This is a genomic window from Streptomyces sp. NPDC020917, assembly GCF_044333795.1.
Lineage (GTDB): Bacteria > Actinomycetota > Actinomycetes > Streptomycetales > Streptomycetaceae > Actinacidiphila.
Genome location: NZ_JBIRRR010000003.1, coordinates 80,671 through 94,275 on the forward strand (window position 1 = coordinate 80,671; position 13,605 = coordinate 94,275).

Consider the following 13,605-nt stretch of genomic DNA (forward strand, 5'->3'; position numbering starts at 1 on the left):
GCACCCTGGCCTCGGTGATCACCCAGGCCGGCCTCGACCCGTCCGTGCAGCACACCCTGACGGCACGGCCTGGGTCGCGCTCGTCCCTCGGGTGCCCAGACCTGGAGCAACAAGTCGGCTGTCCGGCTGGGCTTCGAGTCGTCCCGGCAGATCCTCCAGGGGACGGCGTCCCGCAGCATGATGCAGAGAGACGGAACCTGACGGTCAAGGCGGCCTCGCCCGCTCAAGAACGGCGATGTTCCCGGGCCCGGACGACCGCGCCCCCGGGGACAACGGGGACCGGCACGCCGTCAGGGTGGCGTGCCGGTCCCGGGTCCTCGCTCAGGACGTGGCGTGGAAGAGGCTGATCCGGTCCAGGTGCACCTCCGCGCGGCTGTGGAGGATGCGCAGGCGCAGGTTGCCGGTGGTGACGGGGTGGTCGAGGGCGATGATGCGCTGGTAGCCGACGGCGCCCACGGTGGCCACCTGGCTCCAGCTGCCGTCGGTGCCCTGTGCCTCGACGACCGCGCTCTCCAGCTGCTGGCCGAAATGGATGTCCTCGGCCAGGGCGATCCGGTCCACGGTGGTCGCGGCCGGAAGGGTCAGCTGCACGGTTCCCGCGTTCGGGCCGGGGGCCACCCAGTCGGTGCCGGCCTTGCCGTCGACCACCGCGGCGGCGTTCCCGCCGTCACCGGTCGCCCTGGCCTTCAGCGCCAGGTCGGACGGCATGTCGGCGTCGATCCTGGCCCGCCACTCGGTGAGCCTGGCGACGTCGGCGGGGGCGATCAGCCCGTCCTGGTCGGGCGGGATGTTGAGCAGCAGATCGGCATTGCGGCCGACCGACTTGTAGTAGATGTCGGTGAGTTGCTGGACCGACTTGGGCTGCTGGTTCTCGTGGTAGAACCAGCCGTCGTGAATGGAGACGTCGCACTCGGCCGGCCACCAGGACAGCGCGCTCGCCCCGGAGTCCCGGCCTGCCAGGAGCGCCGAACGGCTGCCCTGGTCCTGCGCGGAATAGCTCAGCGCGTAGTCGCGGGAGCCGGATGCGGTGGTCACGGTGGGCAGCACGCTCCACTCGTCGGGCCGGGCGACGCCGCTCTCGTTGCCCACCCAGCGCACGTCGGGGCCGGTCACGGCGATCACGGCCTGTGGGGCGAGCGCCCTGATCAGCTGGTACCAGCTGGGGAAGTCGTAGTTCTCGACCTTGCCGGCCGGGATCCGGCCCTGGGCGCCGTCGAACCAGACCTCGTCGATCGGGCCGTACTGGGTGAGCACCTCGTAGAGTTGGTTGAGCATGTAGGCGCCGTAGTCGTCGGCGGTCAGCGTGAAGCCGGGGATCTTCCTGCCGGCCCGGTCGTCGCCGGGGACCAGGGTCGGGATGGTCCGCGGGGTGTGGGCGCTGCCGTTGGCGTAGACGCCGTCGAAGTACTGGTTCTCGTCGGCCGGGGAGATGTAGACGCCGACCTTGATCCCGTACTTCCGCATGGACGTGGCGAAGTCGCCCAGGACGTCGCCCTTGCCGCCCTCCCAGGAGCTGCCCGCCACGTCGTGCGTGGTGTAGCGGGACGGGTAGAGCACGAAGCCGTCGTGGTGCTTGACGGTGAGGATGGCGAGTTTGAAGCCGGCGTCGCGCAGCGTGCGTGCCCACTGGTCGGTGTCGAGCTTGCTGGGCTGGAAGACGTCGGGGTTCTCCTGGCCGGTACCCCATTCTGCGCCGGTGAAGGTGTTGACGCCGAAGTGCAGGAAGGCCGTCTGCTGCAGCTCCTGCCAGCTGATCTGGCGTCCGTCGGGGCGCACCGCGGACGCCTTGGCGACCAGGGAGGTGAGGCACTCGCCGGGCATGATGCTGATCTGCTGGGCGGGGGCCACCTTGGTCGCCAGGCAGGGCAGCGAGCCGAGGACCCGCACGTCGGCCGGCGCGAGGCCGCTGAAGGCGGTGACGGCGACCCCGTAGACGGTGCCCTGCGCGCCGGTCAGCCAGTCGATCCTGGGGGTGACCGCCGCCGGTGCGGCGGACGCTGCCGCGTGGAACGGTCCGGAGACGGTGTGGTCGCCCGTGACGAGGGTGAGCGCCAGGCCGTCGGTGTCCGGTTCCACGGCGAGGGCCAGGTGCTGGTAGCGGACCCCGGAACGGCTCTGCGCCGCGGGCAGCTTGACGTCCCAGTGGTCGGCGCCCGCGGAGAGCCGCACGGTGTGCTGGTCGCGGGCCGTCAGCGATGCGAGGCCGAGGACGTTCATGACAGGGGTGCCGGGCTGGAGCAGCTCCGGTGCCACCACGCTCTCGGCGAGCACGCCGGATCCCAGCGGATCCGTTCCGAGCGGCGCGGTGTCCCAGCTGATGCCGGTCGCGGACCGGGGTGCCGCGGCCAGCCGCAGCGTGCCCGGCGTGGTGATCCGGCCACCGGTCACCGTCAGGCCGTCGTCGGCTGTCTCGCCCTCTGCCGGGTGGTAGGTGCCGTCCGTGCTCACCGCGCCCTCGAAGTCGACGCCGAGCCGCTTGGCGCTGCTGCGGACCGTCTGCAGTGCAAGGTCGGCGGGGACGAACGGGGAGGTGAAGGTGGCCAGTCTGACCTGCCGGAGCGAACCGGTCAGGCCCCGGCTCAGCGCGGAGGGGTGGACGTCGTTGCCGAAGCCGGCCTGGGTGCCGCTGGTGTCGTTCCAGCCCGCGGGGCCGCTGGTGCTGATGGCGTCGGGGAGTTGGGCGCCGTCGAGGAAGGCGTGCATGGTCGCGCCGCCGGCCGTCGGCTCGTAGGCGATGGACAGCACGTGCTGGGTGCCGGCGGTTGGCGCCGGGACGGACTTGGTCGCGTCGCTCCAGGTGCCGTTGCTGTTCGCGGAGAAGCCGTACTGGAGGGAGCTCCCGTTGTAGCGGGCGAACAGGTTGCCGCCGAGGGCGAACACGGTGGCCAGCGATCCCTGGGTCGCCGCGGGGGTGAACGCCGCCTCCATGACGAACGGCTGCTGGACCGTGCCTCCGCTGATCGGGGTGCTCGGCGTGAACGTCAGGCCCTCCTGCCCACCGTGCAGCCGGATGCCGTCGGCAGGGTCGGTCTGCTCGCCACCGGTCCGGCGGACGAGCACACCGTCCATGGTCTCGCCGGTGGCGGCGGTGTAGGTGTTGCCGGAGCTGAACGAACCGCCGAAGGCCGCATGGAGCAGGTCGGTGGTGCCGCCGGTGGCGGAGGCGGAGGCGTGCCATGTGGCGGAGGTCAGCAGGCCGCAGGCGAGCATCGCTGCGGTGAGCAGCCGAACGGGTCTGCGCTGCCGGACGGGACGGGGTCCCAACGCACGTCGCATAGGGAGTCATCACCTCAATTCATCGGATGACTCGGCATCACAGCAGTGCGACAGGAGCGCGTCAAGACCGTGCGCACGCTTGACTCCAGAAGGTCCGTCTGATCGATGCGGCCGCGTGCCGTGGCGACTCGAACAGCGACGTGAAGGTCTGGACTGCCTCCGGCGGTCATCCAGCGATCAATCATCCCGTTGCGCAGTTCTGCTTGCAACGCGCGGACTCTTGACAGGAATGAGCAGACCGAGGAGGCTCAACCCTCGGTCAGGCTTTGCTGTCAAAGATCCGACCTACAGGAGTTGCCCATGCGCTTCCCGCGACATCGGGGCCGCCTCGCCTCGCTCGCCTGCACCGCAGCACTCACCGGATCCCTGGTCGTCGGCGGCACCTCGGCCGCGCACGCCGCCGTGCAGCCGACCGCGAGCACTCCCCCGCCGATCGTCCCGCAGCCGGTGTCCGAACTGGCCGCCCACGGGCCGGGGTTCACCATCAGTGCGACCACCCGCATCGAGGTCACCGGGGACGACGCCGACGCGCTGGGAGTGGGACGCTCTCTCGCCGCCCTGCTCCACCCCGCAACCGGTTTCGACCTGCGGGTGTCGTTGTCCCGCGCGCCAGAGGGGCGAGCGATCGTCCTGGACCCGGAGGGTCCCGCGTCTCTCGGCACCGAGGGATACACCCTCTCCTCCGGTGCCCGCGACGTGCGGATCACCGCGCACGGCGCCGAAGGGCTGTTCCGCGGCATCCAGACGCTGCGTCAACTCCTGCCGGGTGACGTGGAGTCGACGACCCTGCGGCACGACACCTGGACCGTCGCCCCGGTCCGCATCACCGACCGCCCCCGCTACGCCTATCGCGGCGCGATGCTCGACGTGGCCCGGCGCTTCTTCCCGGTCGCCGACGTCGAGCGCTACATCGACCAGGCCGCCGCTTACAAGATGAACACGTTGCACCTGCACCTGACCGATGATCAGGGCTGGCGCATCGCCGTCGACGCGATCCCGGAGCTGACCGGCGTGGGCGGCACCACCCAGAGCGGGTTCACCGGCGGCTCCTGGTACTACACCAAGGAGCAGTACCAGCAGATCGTCGCCTACGCCAAGGCCCGCTTCATCACCGTGGTGCCCGAGATCGACGGCCCCGGCCACACCAGTGCCGCCATGGCCTCGATCCCCGGGCTCAACTGCGACGACAAGGCCATCCCGCCGTACTCCGGCTTCGGCGGACCCGGTCTCCGCATGATCTGCCTGACCGATCCGCAGCACATCGCCAATGCGAGCCAGTACCTCACCACGGTCATCGACGCGGTCGCCGCGCTCACTCCTGGCCCGTACATCCACATCGGCGGGGACGAGACCCCGCAGGCCACCGCAGCCGAGTACAACGCCTACGTGCAGGCGGCGAGTTCGGCCGTCCGGGCCCAGGGCAGGACCGTGATCGGCTGGCACCAGCTCGCCCAGGGCACGCTTCCCGCGGGCAGTCTGCTCCAGTACTGGGGCGACTCCGGTGACCGGGCCACCGTGGGCAGCGCCCACGAGGCCGCCGACATCGTGGAGGCCAGGGAGGGCGTCGCGCAGGGCGCCTCGTTCATCATGTCCCCGGCCGACCGCGCCTACATGGACATGCGCTACGACGCCTCCACGCCGTACGGACTGTCCTGGGAGGGGTTCGTCCCGGTCCAGAAGTCCTACGACTGGGATCCCACCACCGTGACCGCCAAGCCGGACGGCAGCTCGCCGGTGGTCGCCGCCGACCGGATCGCCGGCGTCGAGGCCGCGCTCTGGTCCGACCGCGCCTACAACGGCAGCACCAGCCTGCCGACCTCCACCTCGCAGTTCCCCGAGCCGTCGGTCTACGCCGACTTCATGACCTTTCCGCATCTGCCGGCCATCGCCGAGATCGGCTGGTCCCCGCAGTCCACGCACGACTGGAACAGCTTCAGCGTGCGGCTCGCCGCGCAGGCGCCGCGCTGGACCGCCGCCGGGATCGGCTACTACGCCGAACCCGGAATCCCCTGGCCGAAGCTGAGTTGACGCAGGGCCGAGGCCCCGATGCCCACCGCGCGGCGGTGCGGCGTCCGCCGTCGCGCCGGCCATCGGGGCCGGCGCGACGGCGATCTCGGGATCCGGGCTGACGGAGGCGGTCGCGCCCTTCGGCATGGCCGGGTCGCGGGTCAGGCGGCGGGCGGGACGACGACGACCTTGCCGGACAGCGCGCCCGCGGCGGCCTGGGCGTGGATCGCCGGCAGTTCGGCCAGCGGCACCCGCTGGGCGACGTCGACGCGCAGCTCGCCGGAGTCGACCAACGCGACCAGCCGCGCCAGCTGTTCGGCGTCGCTGCGGACGTACATGTCGATGCCGCGCACGCCGCGCTCCTCGTCGGAGGGGGCCGGCATCCACACCGTGGTGTTCACCAGCGCCCCGCCGGGACGGATCAGGGTGAGCAGCGCGGCCAGTTGCTCCGGCTCGATCGGCGCCAGGTTCAGCACGAGGTCGACCGGCTCGGTCACGGCCGCGGTGACCGCGGTGGCGGTGTGGTCGACGACCTCGTCCGCGCCCGCCGTCGTGACCCGCTCGCTGCTGCGCGGGCCGGCCGTGGCGATCACGAACGCTCCGGCGTTCTTGGCCAGTTGGACGGCGTAGCCGCCGACCGCTCCCCCGGCACCGTTGATCAGCACGCGCTGCCCGGCCGCGAGCTTGCCGTGGTCGAACAGCGCCTGCCAGGCGGTGAGGCCCACCCCCGGCAGGGCGGCGGTGTCGGGCAGCGGGACGCGACGGGGCGCCGTCGCCAGGATCTCGGCCGGCGCGAGGACGTACTGCGCCGCGGCACCGTCGCCGTCCATCGGCAGGAAGCCGACGACCTGGTCGCCGACCTCGATGCCGTCGACGCCCTCGCCCAGCGCGTCGACCGTGCCGGCGACGTCGATGCCGGGCGTGTGCGGCAGCGTCACGGGGATGGGGCCCTGCATGAAACCGCCGCGGATGGTGCCGTCGACACCGTTGAACGAGGTCGCGGCGACCCGGATCCGGACCTGGCCGGCTCCGGGGACGGGCTGCTCGACGTCCTCGTAGCGCAGCACCTCGGGGTCGCCGTACGCGTGGAAACGCATTGCCTTCATCGGAGGACTCTCCTTCACTCGCTCCAGATCTGCTTCGAATTCGAAGCATCTGTTGGCCACAGTAACACTGCTTCGAGTTCGAAGCAAGTGAAGTGGTGGCGACGCCCTCCCGTCGCCGCGGCGAGCCGGCGCCCCGTGCCGCGCCTGCACGAGGTCTGGACGGCAGCACCCTGCACTGTTCGAATTCGTAGCAGTAGCCTGGGGCCATGCCTGATTCACCGCCGTCGCTCGACCCTGTGCAGCTCGGCACGTACTTCGACCTCATCGAGGTGACCAGCCTGCTCCGGCACGCGGTCGAGCAGCAGCTGCGCGAGGCGGGCGATCTCAGCTATGTGCAGTTCCAGCTGCTGGCCCGTCTCGGCGACTCGCCGACGGGCAGCCACCGCATGACCGACCTGGCCGACGGCGTCGTCTACAGCCGCAGCGGCCTGACCTACCAGGCGGGACTGCTGGAGAAGGCGGGCCTGGTCGTGCGCGCCCCCTCTCCGGACGACGAGCGGAGCATCACCGTCACCATCACCGACGCCGGGCGCGCGCTGCTCGCGAAGGTGCTGCCCGGGCACGTCGAAGTGGTCAGCGGCCTGCTCTTCGAGCCGCTGTCGCGCGACGACGTCGAGACCCTCGGCGGCCTGCTGGCCCCGGTGCGGGACCACATGCGGTCGACGCCGCCCCGCTCGGCAGCGCCCCGCCGCCGCAAGGGCGCACGCTGAGCACCCGGTAAGAAGGGGGCCGCAGTGCGTGGCCACCGGCACGGCCGGGCCGCACGGTCAGGGGCGGTCGTCGGCGCTTCGGCAGGCGATCGACCACCGGCGGTACTCGCCGGGCGGCATCCCGAAGGCCGCTTTGAACGTCCGGTTGAACGTGGCGGCGTCCGGGAACCCCCACCGCGCGCCGATCGAGGCGATGGGGTGGGTGGCACAGCGGGGCTGCGCCAGTTCGGCCCGGCACCGGTCCAGCCGGAGGTCGCGGATGAGGGCGCTCACGGTCTGCTTCTCCGGGCGGAACAGATGGTGCAGGTAGCGCACCGAGATGTTGTGGGCGTCCGCGATGGCCTGCGGCGTTAAACGCGCTTCCGCCAGATGCGCCTCGATGAACGCCTTCACCCGGCGCAGGAGCACGCTCTGCTGTGTCTCCGGCGGCAGCAGCCCCTCCCGGTCCGCGAGACCGCCGAGGTACGCGGAGGCGAGCTGGACCGCCGCCGCTCCCAGACGCTCCGCCTCCAGCTCGCTCCACCGTCCGCCGGCCAGCCCCTGGAGGAACCCGGCGAGCAGGGCCCCGGTCCCCTGCGCGGGAAGCCGGCGCGACAGCAGATCCTGCATCGACCGCTCCGGAAGGGGGACCGCGGGTTTGGGCAGGTGGAGGATGGTCAGCCAGCCGGCCTCGGTCACCTGCATCTGCACCGGCTGCGACGTGTCGTACAGCAGCAGGTCGCCCGCGCCGACCTGAGCGTGGCTGCGCGCCTGGTCCATCACCATGATCCCGCTGGCCATGTAGCCCAGCTCCCACAGCTCGGGATCGGACCGCTGGATCAACCGCGTGGTGCGCACCGCGGTCAGAGTCGGGAACGACAGGAACGACACGTTCACGGGCCCGAGTTCCAGCGCGGCGGTCGATGCCCGGAAGTCGTCGGCGTGCTCGCTGGCGATGTGCGTGGGGGCGAGATCCTGCATCAGCCGGTCGCGCCACCAACCGAACCGCTCGGCCTTCGGCACCTCGGCCGTGTGCATCTCGCCCCAACCCATTCTTCCGCCCTCGCGCTTGTTGTTCGCATCGTGACAACGACCGTGCGCTCTGGGTCAATTACCCGCGCGCAGACCAACGGGACACTTCGTTCCGAGCCAATTCACACATCGGAGGGAAAACGGACGTGACCGCACGTCGTCGGATGGCTGCAGCGGCTGCGACCGCCGCTTCGGCCGGCAGCCTGGCGGTTGCGGCGCCAGGGGCCGAAGCCGGCACCCCCACCTCGGGGAACCCGCACGCGGCGACCCGTTCCGTCGCCGCGACTGCGAGCGGGATGACCCTACAGCACGTCACCGGCACCGCAGACGACGTGCACGAACACCGCGCAGATGATCCCGTGGTCTTGCAACGGGCGCTCCCACCCCTGCTGCTCCCCCCTGTCAGGCACCGCGGGCCAGAGCGTGTCGGATCAACGTAGCGAGGTGATGGCGCGCGAGCAGTGGTGGCGGAGCGAGGGCCTGTTTGCTCTCTGCGTCCTGGTGGCGCTCGGCGCCGCGCTGGTGTGCGTGTTCGGACTGGTCGCGATGTATCAGCACGGGACGGGCGCCTACGCCGTGCGGTACGGCCGGTCCGTGGTGCTGGAGCTGCCCGAGGAGTGCACCGAAGGCGGCAACGGGGCGAGCTGCCAAACGAAGTGGACCCGGCAGGACGCGACGTTGACCCGGCAGGACGGCCGCACCGGGTCCGTCCCCTTCCTGCCCGGCCAGGCCATCACCGTCCACTTCTCCGACGCGGGCTGGTCGCAGTACGACCACTACTACGCCTACCGGGAGTTCGGCCTCGGCGGCTACGAGCGCGGCGGCAAGGACGACCCGACCGATGTCACCCTGGCCGCACGCGCCTTCGGCCACGACGCGTACGTGGCGATCGGGTACCACTCCACATCACTGACCTCGTGGGGACGGCACCGCCTGCCGCCCACGGTCTGGTGGTCCCTCCCGTTGGGCCTGCTCCCGCTCGTGGTCGTTGGCGCGGCCCTGGCCGTGGAGGCGGTCCGTGGGCCGGCCGGCGGACCGAGCCCGGGTCCGGCAAGGCCCCGGGGTACTCCCGTTGCGTCGCCGTCCGGTACGACGTCCACGGCACGGCGGGTGAGGCCCCGTCCTGTGAGCGTCAGTTCGACCAACGCGCGGGTGGCGGCAGAGCCGGAAGGACTCCGGGTGGAAGAACGCGCGGTCGGCCTCGACGGGACGACGCGGTGGCGCACGCTGCTGGAACTGGAGTGGCACCACATCGCCCGCGTCGAGCTGGTGCCCGAGCCCAGCCCCGCCATGAACAGGCTGCTTCGCAGACTGGACCTCGACATACAGCAGTTGGACCACCACCGCCTGGACGCGCTGAGAGCCTCGATGAGGGCGGGCAGGATGCCGGCGTTCGTGACCGTGACGCTGTACGTCCATCATGTGCGGGAGTCGAAGCCGCGTCGGCTGCTCGATGCCTCATGGCTCGGGACGGACGCCTGGGAGTCGGTGGCCGCCGCGGTGGCCGCGAACACCACCGGCCGGCTCGCCCTGGACCTCACCCCCCTCGCATCCACCCGTTAGCCCGTCCTCGCGCTGCGGGGGGCAACCCTTGTCGCCATCCGGATCACGGCCATGGGGCCCTTCCGGTGACTGCGGGACCCACGTTGCGCTGCATGGCTCCCGAAGGGGTAAGGCATCCCCGCACAGGACGCACCGGAACCCCCGAGGAGATCGGCCATGTACGCAGCAGTGCGGCGGTATGAAGGCGTGACCGATCCGGCCGCGGTGGCGCGCCTGGTCGAAGAGGGATTCGCGCCGCTCGTGCGCCGGGTCCCCGGCTTCGTCGCCTTCTACTGGCTCGACGCCGGCGACGGGGTGGTCGTCTCGACCAGCGTCTTCCAGGACCGGGCCGGCGCCGAGGAGTCCACGTTGAGGGCCGCGAACTTCGTCCGGGACAACCTCGGCTCGCTGCTCCCCCACCCTCCCGAGGTGATGGCCGGCGAGGTCGTGGCCGCCGCATAAGCCGGCGTCCCCGAAGGGGCAATGAAATGGCCACCGGGCGAGAGAGGGCCCGCGCGTCCTCATGCGAAAAACACAACGGACCGGAACGGGAGATACGGGAATTCGCCTCGCCAGGGGCCGACGAGAATACCCGGCGCCATTCCCCCATTGTCCCCGGATCGTGCGCCGCCCGGAGCGGTTGCCGGCCTCCGCACAGGGGACGTAGCGTGGAGGGAGTCGCAGTCGACATCGACGCGGAGGCGAGCCGGCCGCCTGGTCATGGTGCCCCAGTCGAGGTGTCCCAGTCGCCGGCCGGGGAGCTTTCCTCGTACGCCCAGGTTCGTACGTCCAGGAAAGAAGCGACTCATGCAGAAAGAAAAGGTTGAATCCCACCTCAAGGGAATGGACGATCTTGACTTCTCCGGCTGGAACAACGCCGACTGGGACGGCGTGTTCGCCCACCACCACACCGACGACGTCCTCGTCGACTGGAAAGGGCAGGCGCCGACGCACGGAATTCAGCAGCACATCGAGGCCATGAAGGCCTATGTGGAAACGGCGGGAGGAACTCCCCCGCAGATCGCGTCCCACCCGATCGCTTTCGGATCCGGGGAGTGGACCTGCGTCATCGGTGAGTTCGAGGGCGGAGGCCGCATGGTGACCGTCGCCAAATGGGTGGACGGAGCGATCTCCGAGGAATACATCTGGTCCTAGACCACAACGACCTGCCTTCCGGGAATTCCGGTCCCGCACGGATCGATAAGCCCGTTCTGATGCTACGAGGGAGTACACATGACCACACCCGCCCTGGCCGACGTGACCGGTACGTACGTGCTGGACCCGGCGCACACCCGCATCGGATTCGTCGCCCGGCACGCGATGATCACCAAGGTGCGCGGCTCGTTCCACGAGTTCGAGGGGACCCTGCAACTGGACGGTTCCGACCCGTCCCGTTCGAGCGCGTCGGTCTCCATCCAGGCGGAGAGCATCGACACGGGCAACGCCGATCGCGACGGCCACCTGCGGACGAACGACTTCCTGGACGCCCCGAACCACCCGAAGATCACCTTCACCTCCACCAAGGCCGAGCAGTTGGACGAGAACCATTTCCGGCTGACCGGGGATCTGGCGATCAAGGGCGCGGCCAGGCCGATCAGTGTCGACTTCGAGTACACCGGCACCGCGCGCGACCCCTTCGGCAACGACCGGGTGGGCTTCGAGGGCGAGGTCACGGTCAGCCGCAAGGACTACGGACTGACGTGGAACGCCGCTCTCGAAGGCGGCGGAGTCCTCGTCGGGGACAAGGTGGTCCTGCAGTTCGACGTCTCGGCGATCAAGCAGGCGTGACGGAGCCGGCTGAGCCGGAGGGCGCAGGGCCCGGAGGGCAAGCGCGCAGAGGAGCTTTCCATGTCACAGGCCACGAAGGTCACCGTGCTCGGAGCCGGCGCGCTCGGCGCGGCCATGGCGACGCGGCTCGCGGAGACCGGTCATCAGGTGAGGCTGTGGAACCGTACGCCCGGCAAGGCGCGCCGGGTGGCGGAGCGAACGGCCGGGATCACGGCGGTGGAGGGCCTCGGCGACGCGGTCTCGGGTGCGGCGGTCGTCATCACCGTGCTGCGGGACGGCCAGGCGGTGGCGGCGGTCATGTCGGACGCCGTCACCCTGCTCGGCGACCGGGCCGTGTGGGTGCAGGCGAGCACGGTGGGCCCGCAGAGCGCCGGTGAGCTGGCCGCCCTGGCGCGCGAGCACGGCGTCGCCCACCTCGACGCACCGGTCTCGGGAAGCACCGATCCCGCCCGGCACGGCAAGCTGGTCTGGATCGTCGCCGGCCCCGACGACGTCCTCGCGCGGGCGCGTCCGGTGCTCGACGATCTCGGCTCGTCCGTGCTCCACGTGGGGACGGGGGTCGAAGGCAGCGCCGTCAAACTCGCGGTCAACGCCTGGATGACCGCCTCGACGGTCGTCATGAGCGACGTCCTCGCGCTGTGCGACGCGCTCGGCGTCGACCACTCGACGCTCGTCGAGACGCTGGACGCCGGCTCGCTCAGGATGCCGTACGAGCTGCAGAAGATCGACGCCATGGACGACCATCTGTACACGCCGGGGTTCGCGGTGCAACTCGCCCTCAAGGACATCGATCTGGCCGCCGCGACCGCCACCACCCCCAGCCCGGTGTTCCACGTGGTCCAGGACCGCCTGAACGCGACCGTCGCCGCCGGGCACGGCGACGACGACCTCGCCGCCGTCGACTACGTGCGGAACCCGCCCCCGCCCGCCGCCTGAACCGCTCAGCGGTAGTTGCCGGTGTGGCCGAGGCTGTAGCGGCCCGGCTGGGGGAAGATCGACAGGCCGTGCGGATTCGCGCCGACGTGGATGCGGGCGAGCAGACGTCCGTCGGTGGTCGAGAAGCAGTACACCTCGTCGTCGTTCCGCCCGGACAGCCACAACTGCCTGCCGTCGGCGCTGACGCCGCCCATGTCCGGCGAACCCCCGCCGGGAATCCTCCAGTTGGCGACGACCGCGCTGCTCGTGGGGTTGACCACCGAGACCGATCCCGCCTGACGGTTCGAGACGTACAGCAGCCTGCCGTCCCGGCTGGGGTAGATGCCGTGGGTTCCGGCGCCCGTGCGGATGAGGGCGCCCCGTTGGAGGGTGGCTCCCTCGATCGGGATCAGACCTCCGTCGTGGAACCCCGCCACGTAGAAGGTCCGCCCGTCGGGGCCGAGCCGGATGTCCTGGGGCATGGAGTCCGCCCCGAGATCGAGGGTCCCCAGGACCTTCATCGTCTTCGTGTCGAACTTCACCAACTGGCCGGAGAATTCACACGTGGCGATGAAGTACGCGCCGTCCGCGGAGAAGTCGGCGTGGTTGATCCCCCGGCACGGCACCTTGACCTGCCGGCGCAGCGCGAAGCTGTGGGGGTCGCGTACATCGATGCGGTTGAGGTACTCCGCCACGACGAGCGCGGACCGGCCGTCCGGGGTGAAGTAGAGGTTGTACGGCTGGCTGACGTTCCGGACCGGCGTCCCGGGCTTTCCCGTGTGTGGGTCGATCGGAACGAGCTGATCGCTGCTGCTGGCATCGACCCACAGCGTCTTGAGGTCCCAACTCGGCGTGACGTGCTGCGGCATTCCCCCGACGTGGAAGTGGTCGACGATCTTGAACGTCTTCGGGTCGATCACCGTGACGGTGTCACGGTCTGTACTGGTCGACCAGCGGGTGCCCCCCATGCCCGTCTCGCCGCTGTTGGGCACGTACACCAGTTCCCGGGCCCCGGCGACCGCCGGACTGAGCATCCCCGCATGGGTGTACGCGTAGACATCCGACGGTGCCACCGCTTGCTGCCGGGTGTTCGGAGACGGCCCGACGCCGCGCGATGCGCGCCGCGCATCCTGGCCGGAGGCGAGCAGGCCGCCGGCGATCACGACGCACGCGGTGACGACGAGGCCGCACACCCACACGAGGCTGTTTCGATTGGGGCGCATGCGCAGCCTCCGCTTCGGAAATGCCTG

The 13,605-nt window shown here is 70.6% G+C and carries 11 protein-coding genes; 7 read left to right on the forward strand and 4 right to left on the reverse strand.

The window, feature by feature from the left end; translation table 11 throughout:
• Nucleotides 1–321: 321 nt before the first annotated feature.
• Nucleotides 322–3,276 (reverse strand): alpha-L-fucosidase, encoded by a 2,955-nt coding sequence (locus ACH4TG_RS07700; RefSeq protein WP_398241265.1) that lies wholly within the window; start codon nucleotides 3,274–3,276, stop codon nucleotides 322–324.
• Nucleotides 3,277–3,576: 300 nt separating this feature from the next.
• Between ACH4TG_RS07700 and ACH4TG_RS07705 the strand changes: the two genes are divergently transcribed.
• On the forward strand, nucleotides 3,577–5,304 hold the full coding sequence (locus ACH4TG_RS07705) for a beta-N-acetylhexosaminidase (protein WP_398241266.1): 1,728 nt from the start codon (nucleotides 3,577–3,579) through the stop codon (nucleotides 5,302–5,304).
• Nucleotides 5,305–5,444: 140 nt separating this feature from the next.
• On the opposite strand, the gene ACH4TG_RS07710 is transcribed toward ACH4TG_RS07705, so the two are convergent.
• Complete coding sequence (locus ACH4TG_RS07710; RefSeq protein ID WP_398241267.1) at nucleotides 5,445–6,389, reverse strand: NADP-dependent oxidoreductase; 945 nt, start codon at nucleotides 6,387–6,389, stop codon at nucleotides 5,445–5,447.
• 206 nt (nucleotides 6,390–6,595) lie between these two features.
• Here ACH4TG_RS07710 and ACH4TG_RS07715 point away from each other — a divergent pair, with 206 nt between their 5' ends.
• On the forward strand, nucleotides 6,596–7,099 hold the full coding sequence (locus tag ACH4TG_RS07715; protein ID WP_398241268.1) for a MarR family winged helix-turn-helix transcriptional regulator: 504 nt from the start codon (nucleotides 6,596–6,598) through the stop codon (nucleotides 7,097–7,099).
• A 57-nt stretch (nucleotides 7,100–7,156) separates the two neighbouring features.
• On the opposite strand, the gene ACH4TG_RS07720 is transcribed toward ACH4TG_RS07715, so the two are convergent.
• On the reverse strand, nucleotides 7,157–8,116 hold the full coding sequence (locus ACH4TG_RS07720; RefSeq protein ID WP_398241269.1) for a helix-turn-helix domain-containing protein: 960 nt from the start codon (nucleotides 8,114–8,116) through the stop codon (nucleotides 7,157–7,159).
• A 417-nt stretch (nucleotides 8,117–8,533) separates the two neighbouring features.
• Between ACH4TG_RS07720 and ACH4TG_RS07725 the strand changes: the two genes are divergently transcribed.
• The 5 genes from ACH4TG_RS07725 (at nucleotide 8,534) to ACH4TG_RS07745 (ending at nucleotide 12,376) form a co-directional block, all read left to right on the forward strand.
• Nucleotides 8,534–9,673 (forward strand): hypothetical protein, encoded by a 1,140-nt coding sequence (locus ACH4TG_RS07725; protein ID WP_398241270.1) that lies wholly within the window; start codon nucleotides 8,534–8,536, stop codon nucleotides 9,671–9,673.
• A gap of 156 nt (nucleotides 9,674–9,829) precedes the next feature.
• On the forward strand, nucleotides 9,830–10,114 hold the full coding sequence (locus ACH4TG_RS07730) for a hypothetical protein (RefSeq protein WP_398241271.1): 285 nt from the start codon (nucleotides 9,830–9,832) through the stop codon (nucleotides 10,112–10,114).
• A gap of 345 nt (nucleotides 10,115–10,459) precedes the next feature.
• Nucleotides 10,460–10,807, forward strand: a complete 348-nt coding sequence (locus ACH4TG_RS07735) for a hypothetical protein (RefSeq protein ID WP_398241272.1) — start codon at nucleotides 10,460–10,462, stop codon at nucleotides 10,805–10,807.
• Nucleotides 10,808–10,885: 78 nt separating this feature from the next.
• Nucleotides 10,886–11,440 (forward strand): YceI family protein, encoded by a 555-nt coding sequence (locus tag ACH4TG_RS07740; RefSeq protein ID WP_398241273.1) that lies wholly within the window; start codon nucleotides 10,886–10,888, stop codon nucleotides 11,438–11,440.
• 60 nt (nucleotides 11,441–11,500) lie between these two features.
• Complete coding sequence (locus ACH4TG_RS07745) at nucleotides 11,501–12,376, forward strand: NAD(P)-dependent oxidoreductase (protein ID WP_398241274.1); 876 nt, start codon at nucleotides 11,501–11,503, stop codon at nucleotides 12,374–12,376.
• A gap of 5 nt (nucleotides 12,377–12,381) precedes the next feature.
• Here the strand turns inward: ACH4TG_RS07745 and ACH4TG_RS07750 are convergent, their stop codons facing one another.
• Nucleotides 12,382–13,578, reverse strand: coding sequence for a YncE family protein (locus ACH4TG_RS07750; protein WP_398241275.1), 1,197 nt, complete (start codon nucleotides 13,576–13,578; stop codon nucleotides 12,382–12,384).
• Nucleotides 13,579–13,605: the final 27 nt, after the last annotated feature.